This is a genomic window from Limnochorda sp. L945t (assembly GCF_035593305.1).
Classification (GTDB): domain Bacteria; phylum Bacillota; class Limnochordia; order Limnochordales; family Geochordaceae; genus Carboxydichorda; species Carboxydichorda subterranea.
The window spans coordinates 1,208,600-1,229,425 of the sequence record NZ_CP141615.1; the positions used below are offsets into that span (position 1 = coordinate 1,208,600).

Annotated in this window: 17 protein-coding genes; all 17 read left to right on the forward strand. The window is 71.3% G+C overall.

Annotation, left to right across the window (positions count from 1 at the left end):
- Positions 1–207: 207 nt before the first annotated feature.
- Positions 208–930 carry an amino acid ABC transporter ATP-binding protein gene (locus U7230_RS05700; RefSeq protein ID WP_404980643.1) on the forward strand — a complete coding sequence of 241 codons (723 nt, stop codon included), beginning with the start codon at positions 208–210 and terminating at the stop codon, positions 928–930.
- A gap of 193 nt (positions 931–1,123) precedes the next feature.
- Positions 1,124–1,753, forward strand: a complete 630-nt coding sequence (locus U7230_RS05705; RefSeq protein WP_324717771.1) for a MotA/TolQ/ExbB proton channel family protein — start codon at positions 1,124–1,126, stop codon at positions 1,751–1,753.
- 9 nt (positions 1,754–1,762) lie between these two features.
- A complete protein-coding gene (locus U7230_RS05710; protein ID WP_324717772.1) occupies positions 1,763–2,185 on the forward strand; it encodes an ExbD/TolR family protein in 423 nt (140 codons plus the stop codon).
- 41 nt (positions 2,186–2,226) lie between these two features.
- Positions 2,227–3,156 (forward strand): TonB family protein, encoded by a 930-nt coding sequence (locus U7230_RS05715; protein WP_324717773.1) that lies wholly within the window; start codon positions 2,227–2,229, stop codon positions 3,154–3,156.
- A gap of 35 nt (positions 3,157–3,191) precedes the next feature.
- Positions 3,192–5,339 (forward strand): hypothetical protein, encoded by a 2,148-nt coding sequence (locus U7230_RS05720; protein ID WP_324717774.1) that lies wholly within the window; start codon positions 3,192–3,194, stop codon positions 5,337–5,339.
- A gap of 48 nt (positions 5,340–5,387) precedes the next feature.
- A complete protein-coding gene (locus U7230_RS05725; RefSeq protein ID WP_324717775.1) occupies positions 5,388–6,650 on the forward strand; it encodes a coiled-coil domain-containing protein in 1,263 nt (420 codons plus the stop codon).
- A gap of 39 nt (positions 6,651–6,689) precedes the next feature.
- Positions 6,690–8,369, forward strand: coding sequence for a fused MFS/spermidine synthase (locus U7230_RS05730; protein WP_324717776.1), 1,680 nt, complete (start codon positions 6,690–6,692; stop codon positions 8,367–8,369).
- Between the two features lie 67 nt (positions 8,370–8,436).
- Complete coding sequence (gene miaB, locus U7230_RS05735) at positions 8,437–9,849, forward strand: tRNA (N6-isopentenyl adenosine(37)-C2)-methylthiotransferase MiaB (RefSeq protein WP_324717777.1); 1,413 nt, start codon at positions 8,437–8,439, stop codon at positions 9,847–9,849.
- An 88-nt stretch (positions 9,850–9,937) separates the two neighbouring features.
- On the forward strand, positions 9,938–12,478 hold the full coding sequence (gene mutS / locus U7230_RS05740) for a DNA mismatch repair protein MutS (RefSeq protein WP_324718194.1): 2,541 nt from the start codon (positions 9,938–9,940) through the stop codon (positions 12,476–12,478).
- A gap of 10 nt (positions 12,479–12,488) precedes the next feature.
- Positions 12,489–14,303 carry a DNA mismatch repair endonuclease MutL gene (gene mutL / locus U7230_RS05745; RefSeq protein WP_324717778.1) on the forward strand — a complete coding sequence of 605 codons (1,815 nt, stop codon included), beginning with the start codon at positions 12,489–12,491 and terminating at the stop codon, positions 14,301–14,303.
- Entirely contained in the window at positions 14,300–15,106 is an 807-nt protein-coding gene (locus tag U7230_RS05750; protein ID WP_324717779.1) for a class I SAM-dependent methyltransferase, read from the forward strand. The genes mutL and U7230_RS05750 overlap by 4 nt, the downstream gene beginning before the upstream one ends.
- Entirely contained in the window at positions 15,103–16,104 is a 1,002-nt protein-coding gene (gene miaA / locus U7230_RS05755) for a tRNA (adenosine(37)-N6)-dimethylallyltransferase MiaA (protein ID WP_324717780.1), read from the forward strand. Before U7230_RS05750 ends, miaA begins: the two co-directional genes overlap by 4 nt.
- Before the next feature lie 34 nt (positions 16,105–16,138).
- Positions 16,139–17,116, forward strand: a complete 978-nt coding sequence (locus U7230_RS05760; RefSeq protein ID WP_324717781.1) for an AAA family ATPase — start codon at positions 16,139–16,141, stop codon at positions 17,114–17,116.
- 21 nt (positions 17,117–17,137) lie between these two features.
- Complete coding sequence (locus U7230_RS05765; RefSeq protein WP_324717782.1) at positions 17,138–17,776, forward strand: GTPase; 639 nt, start codon at positions 17,138–17,140, stop codon at positions 17,774–17,776.
- Positions 17,739–18,359 (forward strand): hypothetical protein, encoded by a 621-nt coding sequence (locus tag U7230_RS05770; RefSeq protein WP_324717783.1) that lies wholly within the window; start codon positions 17,739–17,741, stop codon positions 18,357–18,359. The genes U7230_RS05765 and U7230_RS05770 overlap by 38 nt, the downstream gene beginning before the upstream one ends.
- Positions 18,360–18,550: 191 nt before the next feature.
- A complete protein-coding gene (gene dapF, locus U7230_RS05775) occupies positions 18,551–19,411 on the forward strand; it encodes a diaminopimelate epimerase (RefSeq protein WP_404980644.1) in 861 nt (286 codons plus the stop codon).
- Entirely contained in the window at positions 19,408–20,589 is a 1,182-nt protein-coding gene (locus U7230_RS05780) for an LL-diaminopimelate aminotransferase (protein ID WP_324717785.1), read from the forward strand. The genes dapF and U7230_RS05780 overlap by 4 nt, the downstream gene beginning before the upstream one ends.
- Positions 20,590–20,826: the final 237 nt, after the last annotated feature.

A 20,826-nucleotide genomic window follows, 5' to 3' on the forward strand; every position in this document is an offset into this window, starting at 1 on the left:
GCCGCGTGCCGCCGGGTGGCGCCGGGGCCGTCTCCGCTCTCGCTTTCGAAGGGGGCTGTTTTTCGGGCCCGGGCCAAAACGGCGCAGGAGGCGGGCGGCAAGGAGCGAAAAAGAGCCGCCAAACGAGACGCACGGGTGGGGTAACGGTCCTTGCAGCCAGCGCCGAGTGACCTCGCGGAGAGTTCCCCGTCTTCGGTGCGAGAGCCCATCATCCTCGTCCGCGGAGTGCACAAGTGGTTCGGCTCCTTGCACGTCCTGCAAGGCGTCGACCTGGAGGTATACCCGGGGGAGGTGCTGGTCATCATCGGCCCGAGCGGCTCGGGCAAGAGCACCTTGCTGCGCTGCATCAACCGGTTGGAGCCGATCCAGCAAGGCCGCATCGTGGTCGACCGCTACGACGTCAACGACCCCAAGACCCCCATCACCCGACTGCGCAGCGAGATCGGGATGGTCTTCCAGCAGTTCAACCTCTACCCGCACATGTCCGTGCTGGACAACATCACGCTGGCCCCCATCCGGGTGCGGGGGATGAGCCCCGAGCAGGCCCGGGAGCGGGCGCTGTCCCTGCTGGCCAAGGTCGGCATCCCGGACAAGGCCGCCGCCTATCCCTCGCAGCTGTCCGGCGGCCAGCAGCAACGGGTGGCCATCGCCCGGGGGCTGGCGATGAACCCCAAGATCATGTTGTTCGACGAGCCCACCTCGGCCCTCGACCCCGAGATGATCAAGGAAGTCCTGGACGTGATGAAGGCCCTGGCCCGCGAAGGGATGACCATGGTGGTCGTCACCCACGAGATGGGCTTCGCCCGGGAGGCGGCCCACCGGGTGATCTTCATGGACGGAGGGCGGATCATCGAATCGGGGACGCCGGAGCAAATCTTCACCCGCCCCCGCGAGGCCCGGACGAGGGGATTTCTGGAAAAGATCCTCTGAGGGGCGTCCCCGCGCCGTCCTCACCCTCGGTCATGGTGCAGCGGCTTCGAGATTTGTGGAAGAGTCCCGGGTCGTGTGGGTTCGCCGGGTGGATCCTGGGGCCTCTGGTAGGGATTCATGGCGGATCGTCGAAGACCCCACGCAGCATGCCGCTGCTACGCGCTCGACCCCGGCCGCGGGCGGAGGAGGCTCTATGTACGCCGCAATCGTGGACATGCTGGTCAAGGGTGGACCGGTCATGGTCCCCCTCGGGATCGTTTCCGTGATGGCGGTGGCCATCAGTATCGAGCGCCTCTGGTATTTCGCCAAGCTCCGGCACGACGATGGCGACCACCTCATGGACGAGCTCCGGGTCCTGGTGCACGAGGGCCGCTTGCTCGAGGCCATGCAGAGCATCCGCAGGGTCAACGGCCCCACCGCGGCGGTCCTGGCCGAAGGGCTGGCCGCCTGGGATCGCCCCATCGAAGAGGTGCGGTCCCGGGTGGAGCGGGTGGGCCAGGACGAGGTGCTCAAGCTAGAGGCGCGCATGGCGTGGCTCGACGCCATCGTCACCGGCGCTCCCATGCTGGGGCTGTTGGGTACGGTGACGGGCATCATACGGAGCTTCCGTATCCTGGCCAACATGCAGGGCGTCGAGCCTACCGGTTTGAGCTCCGGCATCGCCGAGGCCCTCATCACCACGGCGGCGGGCCTCATCATCGCCATACCGGTGCTGTTCATCCACGTCTACCTTTCCAGCATCATCGACCAGCGCGTGGCCCAGCTCAACCGGACGACGGCCGAGCTCTTGCAGTTGCTCACGGAAGTCCGGGGAAGGAGCTGAGCGACTGCCGTGGCCATCACGCGTACCCAGCGACACCGGCCCCGGGTCGAGATCATCAACATGGTCGACGTGATGTTCTTCCTGCTTTCGTTCTTCATGGTCTTCTCCACGTTGCGCGGCAATCCCGCGACCCTCGACCTGGACCTGCCCAGGGCCGTCACCGCCACCCGGGAAGCCGCCCCGGCTCTGGAGGTCACCATCGATCGTGCCGGCCGCTATTTCCTGGACGGGCGTCCCGTGGGCCTTGCCCAGATGGGGGTCCTGGTGGGGGATGCGATACGCCGGCACCCGGACCGCTTGGTGGTCGTCAAGGCCGATCGGGACGTCAAATACGACCTCGTGGTGCAGGGGATCGACGTGCTCCGCCGGGCGGGAGCCTACCGGCTCGGCCTTGCGGTGGAGCTGAAGCCCGCACCGTCGGCAGGTCGCTGAGCAGACGAGCCGGCTACGTCTCGGAGAGGTGGGCATGCCCGATGTCAGCCCACAGCGGGCTTTCACACGATCCGGGCCGGCTGGAGCCGTTCATCGGCATCTCGCTGGTACTGCACGCCATCTTGCTGGCGCTCATCGCCCCGGCCCTGATGTCGGACGCGTTGACGGTCTCGATGGGGGAGGGGGCCGTCGTCAGGATCATCCCCGTTCCCGCCGGGCCGAGCGGTCACGGCGTGCTCAACAGGCCCGGTGCTCCCGGTACGGCGGGCGCCGCGCCGGCAAAGCCCAGGGCACCGGCGGCCGCCCAGGTGTATGCGGAGAAGCCCAAGCCCCCTACCCGTCCGCTGGGCACTACGGCCGCAAAGCCGCCCGGCAAGTCCGCCCCGGAGGTCGCTCAGGAGAAACCGCCCGTCAAGGGGCCGGTTCCTGCAGCCAAGCAGGTCCTCACGTCGGAGAGGAGCCCCAGCGTAGCCGCCGTGAGTGCGGCTCCAGCCCGCCCACGGGCAGGGTCGGACGAGCCGGGGCAGGTCGGCGAGGAGGGGACCCCTTCCCAGGGGCCCGTGACCCGTCCCGACAGCTCCGGCACCGGGGGCACCGGCAAGGGTGAGGCCCCTCCGGGTCCGCCGGTGGGAGATCCGACGGCCAGCCTGGTGGGCGAAGCGAGTCCTTCCCCTGTGTACCCCAAGAACGCCGTGACCTACGGCATGCAAGGCCGGGTGGTCCTGACGGTGACGGCCAACGCCGACGGGACCATCCGGGAGGTGACCGTGAAACAAAGCTCGGGTGCCCCGGCACTGGACGACTTTGCCAGGCGATGGGTCATGGGGGAGTGGAAGCTGCTTCCTTCGAGCGGGCGCCGGGCTTACCAATTCGACGTGGCTTTCGACTTCGAGATGCCCGTGGACGCCCAGGGACGGGTGCAGCCGAAGGTCAGCTACCAGGTGCTGACTCCCCGGGTGACCTACCTGTGAGCGCCGGGGTACTGGCGGGTGGAGTGGATACGCCCATGCTGCGCAAGAAGCCCCGTCTCGTGACCTTGCTGGCCTTTCTGCCCTTCCTGGCCTTGCCGGCCCTGGTGGGGGGCCCCGTCGCTCGGGCCGCCGAAGCGCCGGCGAAACCCAACCCGTCGCCGGGCGGCGTGGTACGGTTGTCCAACGAGTTCATCCAGGTGGTGGTCAACGCCTCGCCGGACGCCACCGGCCGGTTTTCGGTGAGCACGACCGGGGGCAATCCGGATCGGGCCGACGACGACAACCGGCCGCTGATTTACGGCGGCGAGGAGCCGTGGACGTCGTTCACCACGGTACGGCTGGACGGCCAGAATTACGTTTTCGGGGGGGCCACCCACCTGCCGGCGGGGCGCGGGGGGCCCTTCGGCACCCGGGTGACGGCGCCCCGGCTGGTCGAGAACGGCCAGGGGATCGAGGCGGCCTGGCAGTTTCCCGGCCAGGTGGAGGTGATCCAGCGCCTGGGGATCACCCGGGGCCATACGACGGGTCTGCTCGACACGGTCCGGATCGAGTACGTGCTGGTCAACCACGATCAACAGCCCCACACGGTCGGCCTGCGCATCGTCCTCGACACCATGGCGGGGAGCAACGACGGCGCGCCGTTCCGGGTGGGCGAACGGGCGGTCGAGTCGGATACCTCGCTCCAAGGGGTCGGCCGGTCGACGCCGGAGTTTTTCCAGGTCTTCGACTCCCTGAGCCGCCCGGCCGTGATCGCCCAGGGGACCCTGCGAGGCGGCGAGATCACGCCGCCGGACCGGGTCTACTTCACCAACTGGGGCGTGTTGCGGGAGAGCCTGTGGGACTTCGACTTCAAACCCGGGCGCACGTTCGAGCGTAAAGGGGAGTACGAGCTCGACAGCGCCGTGGCCCTTTTCTACGAGCCGCAGCCGCTGGCCGCCGGAGCCAGCCGGTCCATCGTGGTCTACTACGGCCTGGGCGGCATCAGCATAGCGCCGGGCCAGCTCGCGGTGGGCCTGTCGGGGCCCGAGACGGCGATCATCGGCCAGAACGAGCCGCTCACCATCGTCTCTTACGTCCAAAACACGGGGCGGGGCGATGCCCGGTCGGTGAAGATCCGCCTCGCGTTGCCCGACGGGCTCGAGCTTGCCCCCGGCGAGCAGGCGGAGCGCGATCTGGGCTCCATCGGCTCCGGAGCGACCAAGCAGGCCGTCTGGTCGGTACGGGTGACGGCTGGCGCTCCCACCGAGGTCACCTACTCGGCGAGGGCCGAGGCGACCAACGCCGAGCCCAACACGGCGCGCCGCACGATGCGGCTGGTCGCCCCCGCTCGGCTGTCGGTACGCCTGCGGGGGCCTGCCCGCATCGGCGTGGTCGATGGGCGCTGGGATCCTTCGCCCTTCGAGGTCGTGGGCAGCGTGACCAATGAGGGAGGCGTGGAGGCGTACGGCGTCTCGGCCCAGCTGGTGACGATCTACGGCCTGCGCATCGCCCCGGGCGCCTCGGCCTGGCAGTACGTCGGGACGCTCCGCCCCGGAGAGACGGTGGATCTGTCCTGGCTGGTGACTCCCACCGGCGTGAGCGGCAACGTGCCCTACTCGCTGAAGGTCGCGTACCAGGGAGCAGGCGAGCAGCCCGTGCCCACCAACACGGTGGTCATCCCGCCGCTGCCCATCCAGATCCTGGTGAAGGGCGGGGCGGGATGGACCGGGCAGGGGCTCGCGGTGGGCAAAGCGTTCAACGTGGAGATCCTGGCCCGCAACCTGCCGCCGTTCGCCCGGGGCCGGATCGACGTCGCTTTCGATCCTGCGGTGCTGCGGCTGGTAGCAGGGGCGCTTTCGGTCGACAGGGGCACGCTCTTCGTGGCGGGGGGAGAAGGCGCGCAGGAGGAGGGCGGTTCGAGCTTCACCGTGGAGGCGGCCGACAGCGAGGCCGGCCGGGTGACGGTATCGGTGGCCGGCCCGAAGGGCGTGCCTGCAGGTCAGGCCGCGAGCCTCCTGGTGCTCCGGCTGGCGGTGAAGGGAGCCGGTGCCGGATCGGTGCGGATCCAGAGTGCGGAGTTCCGGGACGCGGCAGGGCAGGTCGTGTACCGTCTCGGCCCTCCGGGCCCGCTCCCGGAGCTCGAGGTGACCGCGACGGGAAAGGCCGCGCCTTTGGGAAAGGGCTCTTCTTCGAAGGGGCCCTGAAGCCCGAGCAGACGGACGACGTCAACGTGCGGAGGGACTGCACAAGCCATGAAGGAAAGGCTCGCAAGCAACGCCCGACGTTGGGCCGCGATGGGGGCGGCCGGCCTCTTGGTCTTTGCCCTCGTCTGGGTCGCCCCGGCCCTCCCGGGCCAGGCGCAATCCTCGCAAGCACAGCCCGCCCCTGCGATCGCCGACGTGCCGCCCGACCATTGGGCCTATCGCGCGGTGATGACCCTGGTGCAGCGCGGGTATTTATCCCTCGAGGCCGGCCGCTTCGACGGCTCGCGGCCCGTGGACCGGTACACCCTGGCCGCCGTGGTGGCCCGGCTGCTACAGGACGTCGAGGGCGGCCAGGTGCGGCTCACCGGCGACGACCTCAGACTGGTGCGGCAGCTCACCGGAGAGTTCCGCCAGGAGCTTGCCCGCTGGCAGGATCAGCGGGTGCAGCTGTCGCAGCGGCTCGATGACCAGGCCCGCAACGTGGGGCGGATCGATGCCAAGCTCTCGGACGTGCTGTCGGAGTTTTCCAACCAGGCACGGGCAACGGAGGAAGCTCTCAAGGGCCTGCGCACCGTGACGTCCGACCTGGGCACCCAGGTGGCGTCCTTGAGCCAGGAGCTGGCCCAGCTGAAGCAAGATCTGGGCCAGGGGCGGGTCAGCGCCGAGGGCATGAGGCAGGCCCTGGTCACCCTCGAGTCGGGCACGGGCAAGCTCGAGGAGCGCATCAACGGGCTCAACCAGCAGCTCAACACCCTGGCCCAGCAGATGCAGTCTGCGGCCTCGAGCAAGGATGTCGAGAGCCTCAACGGCAAGCTCGCAAGCCTCAGCCGCGACATCGAGGCGGTACGGGGTTCCCTGGCCCAGCTGGTCAACTCTCTCACCCAAAGCGGTATCCAGCCGGAACAGGCCGGCGCGCTCATAGCCGCCCAGCAGGAAAACCTGAGGCGCCTGCAGGGCTCCCTCGAGCGGCTCGACCGGCTGGCAGCCGCGGTCCAGGCGCTGCAGCAGCAAGACGCCGCCCGCCAGAAGCAGCTGGCCGCGCTGCAGGCGCAGCTCGAGGAGTATCGCCAGCAGGCGCAGACCGCACAGCAGGCGCAGGCCAGGCTTCAAAAGGAAGTGGACGACCTGCGGGCGAATGTCGGCACCATGCGCCAGGCGATGGGTTCGCTGGTGCGGGAGGCGAGCCCCGCCCAGGGTGTCCCTGCCGGCCTGGCTCAAGAGGTGGAGCAGCTGCGCAATCAAAACCGCTGGCTGATGGGGGCCGCGCTGGCCGGCGTCGTTCTGGGCATCGCGGCCCTGATCAGCAAGTAGGCGTGGCGGGCGGCCCTCCGGCCGGGACGGGAGCGGCGGATGCTGGGCGTTGTCGTGTTTGTTGCGGGCGCCGTGCTGATGGCGCTGGAGATGGTGGGGAGCCGGCTTCTCGCTCCCTACTTCGGTAACTCCATCTACGTCTGGGGCAGCCTCATCTCGGTCGTGCTGGCCGCGCTCACGGCGGGGTACTTCGTGGGTGGCCGCCTGGCCGACCGCCGACCGCAAGCCCAGTGGCTCGGGTGGCTCATCGCGGTGCCCGGCGTCTTCGTCACCTCCATGCCTTTGTGGGCAGGGCCGCTCAACCACTGGCTGGTGAGCTCGGGGACCGGTATCCGGGAAGGGTCCCTGGTATCGGCCCTGCTGCTCTTCTTCCTGCCCGGGCTCTTCCTCGGCACGGTGTCGCCGTACGCCATCCGCCTGGCGGCCCAGGGGGTCGAGACCATCGGGCTTACCGCCGGGACGCTCTACGCCGTCTCGACGGCAGGCAGCATCGCCGGCACCCTCCTGACCTCCTTCTACCTGGTGGCGTGGCTCGGCGTGACCCAGATCCTGTACGTTCTGGGCGTCGTGCTCGTCCTGCTGGGATTGGCCGTGGTGGGATGGGGTCATGCCGGGGCGGCGCAGGCGGAAGGACCGGCGATCCCCTCGCCGGCGCCTTCTCCCAGGGCAGGCGGTGGCAAGCCCGGTTCAGGGCGCACGCCTCCTCCGTCCGCGCGCCCCAGGTCGCCGACCGTCAGCGGGGCCCCCGGGGGGAGAGGCGGCGGGCGTGCGCTCCTCGTGGGCGCCGTCCTGGCCCTGGCCGCCACCGGGGCAGCCGTCGGGGCGGGAGTGGGCTGGCCCGAGTGGACGGGCCTCGCGCAGGAGCGGGGCGCGATCGTCTACCAGAAAGATTCGGCCTACCACCACATCCTGGTGGTCGACGACCCGGTGGGCCTTCGATACCTCAAGTTCGACGACTCCTGGCAAAGCGCGATGGACAAGGCGGACCCGACGGGGCTGGTCTTCGGGTACACCCGCTACTTCCACCTCGCCATGGCCCTCGCGCCACAGGCCCGGGAGGCCCTGATGGTAGGGCTGGGAGGGGGATCGGTCCCGAAGAACTTCCTGGCCTTCTACCCTTCGCTGCGCATGGACGTGGCCGAACTCGACCCGGAGGTCGTCCGGGTCGCCCACCGTTTCTTCGCCGTGCCCCTCGACGACCGGCGGCTCGCCGTCCACGCGCAGGACGGCCGCATCTTCGTGGAGCGCACCCGAGCCCGGTACGACGCGGTCTTCCTGGATGCTTACTTCGCCTATTCGATTCCCTTCCACCTGGCGACCCGGGAGTTTTACGAGGCGCTGAAGAGCCGCTTGCAGCCGGGCGGGGTGGTGGCCTCCAACATCATCGGAGCCCTGTCGGGCCGCCACAGCCTGCTCTTCCGCTCGATGCTGCGCACGATGCAGGCCGTCTTCCCCACCACGTACGTCCTGCCCGTGGGGGCGACCTCCGGTAGCGCCATCGACCCCGCCTACCGCAACATCATCGTCCTGGCCACCGACCAGCAGGCCATGGCGCCGGGCGAGTTCCAGGCCAGAGTGGAGCGCCTCGAGCAGGAAGGGCGCCTTCCGCCGGGTACGTCGAGCCTGGCCCGGTCGCTGGTGGTGGAGCCCATCGACACCCACGACGTGCCGCTCCTGACCGACGACCACGCGCCCGTCGACACGCTCGTTCGCATCTGATCGGCCGGCCCGGTTATAATGGTCGGCGAGGCTCCGAGTCGAAGTTGCTGTGCGCAGGGGGATGGGCGTGAACGGGCCCCAGGTAAACGGCCGCCGGCCCAAGGCCCATATCGTGACCCTGGGCTGCCAGATGAACGTGCGGGACTCCCAGACCCTGGCCGGCATGCTGCAGCGCATGGGCTACGGCTTTGCCGACCGGGTCGAGGACGCGGACCTGGTGCTGTTCAACACCTGCAGCGTCCGCGAAAACCCGGAGCGGAAGATCTACGGCCAGGTGGCGGCTCTGCAAGCGCTCAAGCAGCGTCGCCCGGGCATGCTCATCGGGATCTGCGGCTGCATGCCCCAGCAGCGGCCGGAGCTCGAGCGCATGAGAAAAGAGCTGCCGCACGTGGATCTCATCCTGGGCACCTTCAACCTCCACCGTTTTCCCGACCTTCTCCAGCAGGTCGTCGAGACGGGCCGTCCCGTCGTGGAGGTATGGCACGACGAGGGCGAGATCGTGGAGGGCTTGCCGGTCCTGCGCGAGCCCGGTAGCGTCACGGCGTTCGTAAGCATCATCTACGGCTGCGACTACCGCTGTACGTTCTGCGTGGTGCCCAACACCCGGGGCCGCCAGCGCAGCCGCCGTCCCGAGGCCATCGAGCAGGAGGTCCGGGAGCTGGTGGCGCAGGGGGTACGGGAGGTCACCCTGCTCGGGCAGACGGCCAACGCCTACGGGCGGGACCTCCCGCAAGAGCATCTGAGCCTGGCCCGGTTGCTGGAGCGTCTCAGCGCCATCGACGGCCTGGAGCGGATCCGGTTCACCTCCAACCATCCGCGCGAGATGACCGAGGACCTGATCGAGGCGATGGCGCGCCTTCCCAAGGTGGCCGAGCACGTGCACCTCGCCGTGCAGTCGGGCAGCGACCGCATGCTCCACCGGATGGGCCGCCGCTACACGGCCGACGAGTTCGTGGCGCTGGTGGAGCGGATGCGACAGGCGATACCGGAGCTCAGCGTGACCACCGACATCATCGTAGGGTTCCCGGGCGAGACCGATGCGGACTTTCGAGCGACGCTCGATCTCGTGCGCACGGTGCGCTTCGATGGGGCGTTCACCTTCGTGTACTCGCCGCGGCCGGGCACGGCCGCGCTGAAGCTCCCCGACCCCGTGCCGGAGCCGGTCAAGCGGGAGCGCATCCAGGAGCTGATCGCCGTGCAAAACGCCATCAGCCTGGAGCGCAATCTGGCGTACCGCGACCGCACGGTCGAGGTGCTGGTGGAAGGCCAGAGCGAGCGCAGCGCCCAACGCCTGTCCGGCCGCACCCGCACCAACAAGGTGGTCGTCTTCGACGCGCCCGCCGAAGAGCGCCATGCCTTGATCGGGCGGTTGGTGCCCATCGTCATCGAAGACGTCAACACGTGGACCCTGTTCGGCCGTCTCGCCGCTTCGCAGGACCCGGCGTCCCTGGTGGCCGGGGCCGGGGGCCAGGCGCGTTAGGCGCCGTTGGCCGGCAGCGCCGCCGGGGCCCGGTGGCACGAGGGGGTGGACCGCGCTGGCCGATCGCACGGACGCTTCGGTGACCCCGATGTTCCAGCAGTACCGGCAGCTCAAGGCCGCGTACGGCGACGCGCTGCTCTTGTTCCGGCTCGGCGACTTCTACGAGCTGTTCGGGGAGGACGCCCGCCTCGGGGCCTCGGTGCTGGGCATCACGCTGACGTCGCGGGAGATCGGCAAGGGGCGCAGGGTCCCCATGTGCGGCGTGCCGTACCACGCTGCGGACGGCTACATCGCGGAGCTCGTCCGGGCCGGCCACCGGGTGGCCATCTGTGAGCAGATGGAAGACCCCAAGCTGGCCCGCGGCGTCGTCCGGCGGGAAGTCATCCGGGTCATCACGCCGGGCACGTGGACGGGCGAGACGGGCCGTGAGCGGCGCTACCTCGCGGCGGTCTACGTGGCCGACGGGATGGCGGGGGTGGCGTTCGCGGATCTCTCGACGGGCGAACTGCGGGCGACTCGCCTGGCTCCCGGCTCCGACCCCTCCTGGGGCGGCCCCGAACAGGCTCTGGTGGAGGAGCTGCGCCGGCTCGGTGCTACGGAGGTGCTCGTCCCGCCTCCCCTGGAAAGCCCGATCCGGCAGAGCCTCGGAGCGGCCGATGGCAGCCCCGTGGTCACGGCGTGGGATGGTGGGCCGTGGGATCTGCCGGCCGCCCGGAGGGTACTCCTGGACCACTTCGGGGTGGCCTCGCTCGAAGCGTTCGGGATCGAGCGGTGGCCCCAGGCCCAGGTGGCGGCCGGGGTCGCTCTCGCCTACATGCGGGAGACCCAGAAGGACCGCCTCGTCCACATCACCTCCCTGGAGAGCTACGACCCGGGCGCCGGGCTGGTCATCGATCCCACGAGCGCCCTCAACCTGGAGCTCACCCTCACGTTGCGCCAGCGCAGCCGGCGGGGGAGCCTGCTGGACGTCCTGGACGAGACCCTGACGGGGCCGGGGGCTCGCCTGCTGCGCCGCTACGTGGAGGAGCCGCTCACGGATCCCGGCGTCATCCACGAGCGTCTGGAGCGGGTGGACCGGCTCTTCCACGACCACCTGCTGCGAGGCCGCCTGCGCGCAGCGCTCAAGGGCTTGCCCGACGCGCAGCGCCTGCTCGGGCGCTGCGGCACCGGACGGGCGACCCCGAAGGACCTGGTGGCGCTCCGGCAGTTCCTCCAGCAGGGGCAGGCGGCCCTGGCGACGGCGCAGGCGCTCGTGGACCGCCCGCCGGACGAGCGCCTCGTGGAACTCGCTCAGACCCTCGAGCGCGCCCTGGTCGAGGATCCGCCGGCCCAGGCCCGGGACGGCGGGTACATCCGCCGGGGCTACGACTCGCACCTGGACGAACTGCGCCAGGGGGCGGAGGACGCCCGGAGCTGGATCGCGGGGCTGGAGCAGCGGGAGCGGGAACGCACGGGCATTCGCTCGCTCAAGGTCGGGTTCAACCGGGTCTTCGGGTACTACCTGGAGGTGACCCGCCCCAACCTCAAGCTCGTCCCGCCCGAGTACGAGCGGCGCCAGACGCTGACCGGGGCCGAGCGGTTCGTGACGCCCGAGCTGAAGGAGAAAGAGAGCCAGGTCCTCAACGCCGAGGAGGCCATCGCCACCCTCGAGGCGCAGATCTTCACGACGCTGGTCGACCGGGTGCTCGAGCTGGCGCCGTCCATCCAAGAGCTCGCAAGGGAGCTGGCCCTGCTCGACGTGGCGGCGTCGCTGGCCGAGGTGGCGGTGCGGCGGGGATGGACCCGCCCTGCGGTGGACGACGGCGACGTCATCGAGATTCGCCGCGGGCGCCACCCCATGGTGGAGGCGTCGTTGTCGGAATCGCCCTTCGTGCCCAATGACGTCTACCTCGACACCCGCAGCCACCGGCTCGCCATCGTGACCGGCCCCAACATGGGGGGCAAGTCGACGTTCTTGCGCCAGACCGCGCTCATCGTGATCCTGGCCCAGATGGGAAGCTTCGTACCGGCGGCCCACGCCCGGATCGGGATCGTGGACCGGGTGATGGCGAGGGTAGGGGCGTCGGACGACCTGGCGTCGGGCCGCTCCACGTTCATGGTGGAGATGGGCGAGACGGCGTACATGCTGCGCCACGCGACGCGCCGCAGCCTGGTCATCCTGGACGAAGTGGGCAGGGGCACGGCCACCTACGACGGCCTCAGCCTGGCGTGGGCCATCGTGGAGGCCCTCCACGAACTGGGCGCCCGCACGCTGGTCGCCACCCACTACCACGAGCTCACCGAACTCGAGGGCCGGCTCGAGGGGGTCTTCAACGTGCACGCGGCCGTTGCCCAGACTGCTGCAGGCATCGCCTTCCTGCGCCAGATCCGTCCCGGGGCCGCCGACCGCAGCTATGGCCTCGAGGTGGCGCGCCTGGCCGGCATCCCCGAGGCGGTGGTGGGGCGCGCCCGCGAAATCCTGGAACGCCTCGAAGGAGCCGCCGTTTCTCCTCTGCAGTCCGGCGCCGGCACCCCGGCCCTGGCTGCGGCGTCCGACGGCGTGGCCCGCCCGGAACGGGCCCAGGGCCCTCGGCCCCAGCCACGCTCCCGGCGCAGCGTGGCGGAGCTGGCGCAGGGGTCCCTTTTCTGAGGGGCGGGCCATGGGCAAGATCGTCGAGCTTCCGCCGGAACTGGTCCACCAGATCGCCGCCGGCGAGGTCGTGCAGCGGCCGGCCTCCGCGCTCAAGGAACTGGTCGAGAACTCCCTGGACGCGGGCGCCCGGCGCATCGCCGTCCAGATCGGCGAGATGGCCGACGAGCTGCGGGTGAGCGACGACGGCGAAGGGATGGATCCGGAAGACGCCCGGCTCTGCTTCCGGCGTCACGCCACGAGCAAGGTTCGCACGCTTGCCGATCTCGACCGGATCGGGACGCTCGGCTTTCGGGGGGAGGCGCTGGCCGCGATCTCCGCCATCGCCGACGTGGAGCTGCTGACGAAGACGGCGCACGCGCCCTCCGGGTACCGGGTGCGGGTCGTGGGGGGAGCCCTCGCGGAGGAGGGGCCCGCTCCGGCGCCCGATGGCACGTCGGTGTGGGCGCGGCGGCTTTTCTTCAACACGCCGGCGCGGCGCCGCTTCCTCAAGTCGGCGGGCGCCGAGCGGCGGGCGTGCGTGCAGATCGCCACGGGTCTCGCCATCGCGCGCCCGGACGTGGCGCTGGAGGTGCGGAGCAAAGACGCGGAGCACCTGGCGACGCCGGGCAGCGGGGACGCTCGCGACGTGATGGCCGCGGTGCTGGGCGTCGAGCTGGCCTCGCAGATGCTCGCCCTGGAGGGCGAGCGGGGCCCCTTTCGTCTCCGGGGCCTGGTGGCCCCTTCCCGGTGGAGCCGCCGCAGCCGCGATCACCTCTGGATCGTGGTCAACGGGCGCTGGGTGGAAGACCGGTCGATCGCGGCGGCCGTCGTGCGCGGCTTCGAGGGGCGCCTGGACGCAGGGCGCTTTCCGGTGGCGGTGCTCTACCTGGAGGTCGACCCCGATCTGGTGGACGTCAACGTGCACCCCGCCAAGTGGCACGTGCGGCTGCGGGACGACCGGGATCTCTTCGCCCTGGTGGCAGCCTCGGTCGAACGGGCGCTCCGGTCCGAGCCGCCGCCGGCGCTCCGGCCGGCGGCCGGGGATGAAGGTGCGGCCACGCCCTTTCACTCTTGGGCACGGGAGAGCCCCGCTGCGCCCTACGGGCGTCCCGGCGAGCCCGGGCGCGCCGTCGACCCTCGGGGGGCGGCGGCAGCGGCCTTGCCCGCCGCAAGAGCCGAGAGCAGGGCACAGCCGATTCCCGGTTTACCCGAGCAGCTCCCGGGCCTGCAGGTGATCGGGCAGCTGCTGCGCACCTACATCCTGGCCCAGGGCCCCCGCAGCCTGGTGATCGTCGACCAGCACGTCGCCCATGAGCGGGCCATTTACGAGCGGATCCTCCGGGCCGCCGAAGGCCTGGAGGCGCCCCCTGCGCAACGCCTCCTCGTGCCCGTGACCGTGCAGGTATCGCCCCTGGCTGCCGAGGCGCTGCGCCCGCTCGTTGCCGAGCTGAGCCGCCTCGGGCTCGAGATGGAGCCGTTCGGCTCCCGGCACTGGCTGGTGCGGTCGGTGCCGGCCGTGAAGGGGATGGAGCAGCTGGCCGTGCAGCCCGAGGATCTCGGCCTCCTGGTCGAAGAGGTGGCGGACCTGGCGCAGCAGTGGCCGGCGGGAGCAGAGCATGCCCGGCTCCTGCCCGCGCCGTGGCAGGACCGGTTGTTCAAGACGATGGCGTGCAAGTCGGCGATCCGGGCGGGCACGCCGCTGTCGATGGAGACGATGCGCCGGCTCGTGGAGGGCCTCGCACTCGTGGACAACCCCTACACCTGCCCGCACGGCCGGCCCGTGGTCGTGGCCATCGACGCCGAGGAGCTCGACCGGCGCTTCGGGCGGCGGACGCCGGCGTGAGCCTTCCGATGGCCCGGGTCGTGGCCGTGACCACCGGGCGCGATCCGGCGCCCGCCCAGGAGATCCTCGCGCGCCGCCTGGCTTCCCGGCTCGGGGTGGATTACGTCCCCCGCAGCCGGGGCCCGTTGGGCCGGACCGGTCTGGGCCCACAGGCCGCCGTCGTGGTGGTCGAGCGGGGCCGCCTGACCATCCGGACGGGGCAGGGCGCCCTTCGCTACCATCCCGGGATGGCACTCCACCGCATCCGCCTGCTGCGGTCGGGCGGCCTGGATCCCATGGTTCAGGCCATGGGCCTGCGGCCGGGCGATCGGGTGCTGGACGCCACCGTCGGACCCGCCTGGGACGCGCTGGTCGCCGCGTGGGCGACGGGGGAGCAAGGCGGGGTCCTGGGCCTGGAGAAAGTGCCGGCGCTCGCCCTTCTTACGGCCGAGGGACTGCGCGTCTATCCATGGCCGTCCCCGGACGTGGCGGCGGCCGCCTCTCGTATCCGTATCGAGGCGGAGGACCACCTGGCCTTCTTGCGCGCCCGGCCGGCCGGCAGCTTCGACGTCGTCTACTTCGACGTGATGTTCCAGCGGGGGCTGCCCGGCTCCCAGGCCATGCGGGACTGGCGGGCGCTGGCCGATCCGGGCGAGTTGACCCCGGAGGCCCTGGCCCTGGCGCGGATCGTCGCCCGGCGCCGCGTCGTCGTCAAGGAACGGCGCGACTCCGAGCGCCTGGCGCCGCTGCGGCCGCCGCGCCTCGAGGGCGGTTCGTCGAGCCGGGTGGTCTACGCCGTCTGGGAGAGCGAGGCCGGCTCGTGACCCCCGCCCTCGTGACACCCGGCGAGACCGGGCCGTGCCCGCTGCTGGTCGTCGTGGGGCCTACCGCGGTGGGCAAGACCGACGTGGCCATCGAGCTTGCGCTCCGGCTGGACGGCGAGGTCCTGTCCGCCGACGCGATGCAGGTGTACCGCGGCCTCGACGTCGGCACCGACAAGCCTTCGCTCCAGCGGCAGCGGGGCGTCCCGCACCACCTGCTCGACATCGCCGAGCCCGAAGAGCCTTTCTCCGCTGTCCTCTACCGGGAGGCCGCCCTCCGGGCCCTGGCCGGCGTCCGGGCCAGGGGGAAGGTGGCCATCGTCTGCGGCGGCACGGGCCTCTACCTGCGCGCGTTCGTCGACGACCTGGTGCCGCCGGCGGCAGTCCACGCCCCCGAGGTCCGGGCGCGCCTCGAAGCCGAGGCTGCCGCCGCAGGGCCCGAGGTGCTCTACCGCAGGCTCCAGGCGGTGGACCCCCAGGCGGCCGCCCGCATCCATCCGGCCAACGTGCGCCGGGTCATCCGGGCGCTGGAGGTCTACGAGTCTACGGGGCGGCCCATGAGCGCGCTGCAGGCCGAGTCGCGCGCCCGTGCCCGGCCGTTGCCGGCCGTCTGGGTCGGTCTGACCCGGCCGCGGGAGGAGCTCTACCGGCGCATCGACGAGCGGGTCGACGACCAGGTGCGCCGGGGGCTGGTGGACGAGACCCGCCGCCTGCTGCGCCGTGGCCTCACCCGCCGGCACACTGCGATGCAGGCCCTCGGGTACAAGGAGATGGCCGGATACCTGGCAGGGCGGGAGAGCTTCGCCCAGGCCGTCCGGCGCCTCAAGACGGCCACTCGCCATTACGCTCGCCGGCAGTACACCTGGTTTCGCCCGGACCGCCGGATCCACTGGGTGGACCTCTCGGCCTTCGAGGGCCCGGCCGACACGGCGGCCCACATCGCCGCCTGGTTCGCCGCCCGCACCGGGTGCCGCCGGCTCCCCCCATCCGCGTATACATAGCGCGATGGTGCATCCGTCCTACGCAGGGCATCCCTTGCTGGAACGAGTCGCCGAGGGCCGGCTGAGCCCGGCGAAAGCCCTCAGCCTGCTCTCTGCCGGCCAGGCTCCCCGGCTGCAGGCGGCCGGCGAGGCGGGCGCGGGCGCGCCCGCGGGGCCAGGGCCGGAGGGCAGCACGAGCCTGCGGGATCCGGACAGCCTCCAGCAGGTGATGGGCGAGCTGCACGCGCTCATCGGCCTGGAGCGGGTCAAGCGCACCATCGAGGAGCTGCGGGCGTACGTCGAGATCCGGCAGCGCCGGTCGAGCGTGGGCCTGGCGAGCGATCCCCTCGTCCTTCACATGGCGTTCATCGGCAATCCCGGCACGGGCAAGACGACCGTCGCGCGCCTGGTCGGGCGGATGTTCAAGGCACTGGGAGTCCTTCCCAAGGGGCACACCGTGGAAGTCGAACGGGCGGACCTGGTGGGAGAGTTCGTGGGCCACACCGCCCAGCGCACCCGCGAGCAAATCCGCAAGGCCCTGGGCGGCGTCCTGTTCATCGACGAGGCGTACAGCCTGGCCCGGGGCGGTGACAAGGACTTCGGCAAGGAGGCCGTCGACGCCCTGGTCAAGGCCATGGAGGACCACCGCCACGAGCTGGTCGTCGTCGTGGCAGGATACCGCACCGAGATGGAGACCTTCTTGCGGCTCAACCCGGGCTTGCGCTCCCGGGTGCCCATCGTCATCGACTTTCCCGACTACACCGGCCACGAGCTCCTGCAGATCGCCGATCAGATGCTGAAAGCCCGCCAGTACCGGCTCTCGCCCGAGGCTCGGGAGCGCCTGGCCGTGCTCTTGCTGGAAGAGCGCCTCAACGAACTGCAGCACTTCGGCAACGCCCGGCTCCTGCGCAACATCCTGGAGGCGGCCGTGCGGCGGCAGGCCGTGCGGCTGCAGGGCCGGTCCCACCTGACCGTGGACGACCTGATGCTGATCCGGGCCCAGGACATCCCGTTGGAGATCCCGGTGGAGTAGAAGGGTGGCCGGGGCGTCGCCATGCCCGCGCAACCGTCCGCTGCCCCGGCCGTGGCGGCCGTCGTGGGGCGTCAGGGGGTCGGCAAGACGCTGTTCGTGCTCCGCTTCGCCCAGTGGTGCGGGATGAGCCGGCTGCTGGTCTCGAGCGGATCGCGAGCTTCCGGTGACGAGGCCTGGGTGGAGCTCGACCCTGCCGACGCCGTCTCCCGCCTGGTCGGCTCGCAGGGCCCGACGACCCGGCAGCTCCAGCACCTGGAGGTGCAGTGGCGCCACGCCAAGCGCTGGGTGCGGATCCGGCTGAGCGACACCGTGGGCCTGACGGACGGGATCCACCCGGATCCCCAGCTCCGCCAGGCGATGGCCGAGAGCCTCGGCGCCGTGCTCGAAAGCCCGGTCGTGCTGCACGTGCTGGACGGGGCCGAAGTGGCCAGGCGCCCCCAGCGGCTGCTGGACGAGGATGACATGGACTTCCAGCTCGCCCGGTACGGGGAACGGCGCCGGGGCTACGCGGTCATCGTCAACAAGCTCGACCTGCCCGGCGGCAAGCGGGGCCTCGACGCCGTACGGCAGGCGTGGCCTCGCCGGATCGTACTGGGAACGTCCGCTGTGGAAGGCTGGGGTTTTGCCCGTGTTCGCCGCTTCGTGGAACGCTTCGTGTGAGACGGCGGCCCCGCCCGCTACCTGCGTGGCCGCTGCCGCGGCGGCCGTCTGGCTGGCCGGCGTGGCGATCAAACTGGTGGACGGCGTCGTGGACCAGGAGCCGGGGTACGACCCCGCGGCTTGCATCACGTACGCGGTACTGGCCACGGCGGCAGCGGTCCTGCTGCAGGCTTCGTGGGCGGGCTCGCTCCTCGTCGCCGCGTGGAGCGCGGGGATGGCCGGGAGGGCCTACCGGCAGGCCTGGCCCGAGGTGGCCGCAGTGGTGGCGGCGACGGGATGGCTGGCCGGGTGGCAAGCCCTTGCCGGCGCGACGGTGGCGATCCTGGCCGTGCAGGCGCTCGACCATTGGGTGGACGGGGAACGCTGGCCGCTGGCGGGCCCGGGGCCCCTGCGCGGGGCGTGGCTCGCCGCGGGCGTGGCGCTGGCCGTCGCCGGCGCCCTCGTCGACCCGCTCGAGACCGGCCTGGTGTTGGTGATGACGCCGCCGGCGGAAGCGATGGCCCGCCGTCTGGGCCGGCGGGCGGCGGGCGGTCCCGGAGCGGGCGAGGAGGGGCAACCGGGATGGAGCTCGCCGCCCTGGTAGCAGCGGCGATGGCAGGCCTCGCCGGGGGCCTCGGAGCCGGCTGGCACGCCGGGAGGCGCTGGGGTCGCGAGGAAGGAAAGGCCCTCGGCGCGCTGGAACTTCACCGCCGTGCCTTGCGAAACGGCCGTTGCCCCATCTGCGGAGCCCGAGGAGGGGGAGCCGTGAGGGAGCCGGGCCTGAGCGTGGTCAAAATGCACGGCCTCGGCAACGCGTACGTTTACGTCGACCTGGCGGCGGGCGACGTCGCCCTGCCGGAAGGGGTGACCTGGCCCTCCCTGGCGCGGGCGGTGGCCGACCCGCACCTGGGCATCGGGAGCGATGGGCTCATCCTCATGGCGAGGGGCCGCGCCGCTCCTGCGGCCATGCGGATCTTCAACGCCGACGGCAGCGAGGGTGAGATGTGCGGCAACGGGATCCGCGCCGTGGCGATGTGGATGCACCAGCGCCACGGCTTGCCCCGGCACTTCGACGTGGAGACCCTCGCGGGCTTGCGCAGCGTGGAGATCCTGGAGTCGCCCTCCTTCGGCAGGGCGCGGGTGCGGGTCGACATGGGGGCCCCTCACGAGGTGGGGCCCGCGGGCAGCGCCCTGGGGGACTCCGTCTCGCTGGAGGTCCGGGGAGAGCGCCTGGAGGTGTGGCCCATCTCGGTGGGCAATCCCCACGCCGTGCTCTTCGTGGAGGACGTCGACCGGGCGCCGGTACGGGAGGTGGGCCCTCTCATCGAGCGCCACGAGCGCTTCCCCGGGCGGGTCAACGTGGAGTTCGTCCAGGTGGTGGAGCCGGGGAGGCTGAAGATGCGCGTCTGGGAGCGGGGCTCCGGCGAGACCATGGCGTGCGGCACGGGCGCCTGCGCCTGCGTGGTCGCGGCGGCCGCCACGGGGCGTGCCGGCCGGCGGGCAGAGGTGGAGCTGCCCGGGGGCCGGCTGGAGGTGGAGTGGGACGAGCCCGACCCAGGGCACCCTTTGGGCCGGATCCGGATGACGGGCCCCGCCCGGTTGGTCATGGAGGCAACGCTCCCGTGGGACTGGGTGAAGGAGGCGTCGGCCCGGTGAAACTGGCTTCCAGGATGGATCGGCTACCCCCGTACCTTTTCGCGGAGATCGACCGCCGCATCGAGGAGGCGCGGGCGTCCGGCGTGGACGTCATCAGCCTCGGGATCGGCGACCCGGACCGGCCCACGCCGCCGGCCGTCGTGGAGGCCCTGGGGCGGGCGGCGCGGGAGCCCCGGCACCACCGCTACCCGCCCTACGCGGGGTTGAAAAGCTTCCGAGAGGCCGTGGCCCGGTGGTTCGCCCGGCGCTTCGGCGTGGAGCTCGATCCGGAGCGAGAAGTGCTGGTGCTCATTGGTTCCAAGGAAGGGCTGGCCCACCTGGCGTGGGCGGTCATGGAGCCGGGGGCGGTGGCGCTGGTGCCGGACCCGGGCTATCCCGTCTACCAGAGCTCCGTGCTGCTGGCAGGAGGAGAGGTGTGGGCGCTTCCCCTGCGGGCGGAGGCCGGCTTCCTGCCGGACCTCGACGCCGTGCCGCAAGAGGTGCTGCGACGGGCGCGCCTTTTGTTCCTCAACTATCCCAACAACCCGACGGGAGCGACCGCCGACCTCGCTTTTTTCGAGCGGGTGGTGGAGTTCGCGAGGGCCCATGGCCTCTTGATCTGCCACGATGCTGCCTACAGCGAGATCACGTACGACGGCTACCGGGCCCCGAGCATCCTGCAGATTTCGGGCGCCAGGGACGTGGCCATCGAGCTCCACTCCCTCTCCAAGAGCTTCAACATGACCGGGTGGCGACTCGGCTGGGCGTGCGGTAGCCCCGAGGCGGTCGAGGCCCTGGGCCGGCTGAAGACCAACCTGGACTCGGGCGTCTTCGGCGCCATCCAGGAGGCGGCCGTCGAGGCGCTGGACCATCACGGCGACTTCAGCGCCTCCATGTCCGCCCTCTACCGGGGCCGGCGCGATCGGGTCGTCGAAGCGTTGCGGCGCATGGGATGGCCCGTGAGGCCGCCGCTGGGGGCGATCTACCTCTGGATCCCCGTGCCCCCGGGATGGGACTCGATCGGCTTCGCGGCGCGCCTGCTGGAGAGCGCAGGCGTGGTGGTGACCCCGGGGGTCGGGTACGGCCGGCAAGGGGAGGGATACGTCCGGATCTCCCTCACCATTCCCGACGACCGGCTGGACGAGGCCATGCGACGCTGGGAGGCGAGTGGGCTCACGTTCCGGCCTCGTACGGCTTGACAGGGCCGCCGGGCCCTGGTTACAATGGCGGCAACGTTTCTGGTGCCCCAGGCCGCGAGACGAGACTGGACGAGATCAGGAGAGCGTGAGCGAGGTCGAGGCGAGCCGAGGTGAGGGTCCTCCGGCGAGTTTCGCCGGAGGGTCGCAGTTGCGGCGCCTTCCCGAGGGCACCTCGTCTGTTGCGCCGGCCTCCTCCCGGTGAGGTAGGTCATCGGCGCGAGCCTGCTCGTGGGTCTT

Bases quoted from the DNA above. Each gene is read 5' to 3' on its own strand.
- U7230_RS05730 (WP_324717776.1), top strand. From the start codon at position 6,690: ATGCTGGGCGTTGTCGTGTTTGTTGCGGGCGCCGTGCTGATGGCGCTG.
- mutS (WP_324718194.1), top strand. From the start codon at position 9,938: ATGTTCCAGCAGTACCGGCAGCTCAAGGCCGCGTACGGCGACGCGCTG.
- dapF (WP_404980644.1), top strand. From the start codon at position 18,551: ATGCACGGCCTCGGCAACGCGTACGTTTACGTCGACCTGGCGGCGGGC.
- U7230_RS05705 (WP_324717771.1), top strand. From the start codon at position 1,124: ATGTACGCCGCAATCGTGGACATGCTGGTCAAGGGTGGACCGGTCATG.
- U7230_RS05715 (WP_324717773.1), top strand. From the start codon at position 2,227: ATGTCAGCCCACAGCGGGCTTTCACACGATCCGGGCCGGCTGGAGCCG.
- mutL (WP_324717778.1), top strand. From the start codon at position 12,489: ATGGGCAAGATCGTCGAGCTTCCGCCGGAACTGGTCCACCAGATCGCC.
- U7230_RS05720 (WP_324717774.1), top strand. From the start codon at position 3,192: ATGCTGCGCAAGAAGCCCCGTCTCGTGACCTTGCTGGCCTTTCTGCCC.
- U7230_RS05765 (WP_324717782.1), top strand. From the start codon at position 17,138: ATGCCCGCGCAACCGTCCGCTGCCCCGGCCGTGGCGGCCGTCGTGGGG.
- U7230_RS05725 (WP_324717775.1), top strand. From the start codon at position 5,388: ATGAAGGAAAGGCTCGCAAGCAACGCCCGACGTTGGGCCGCGATGGGG.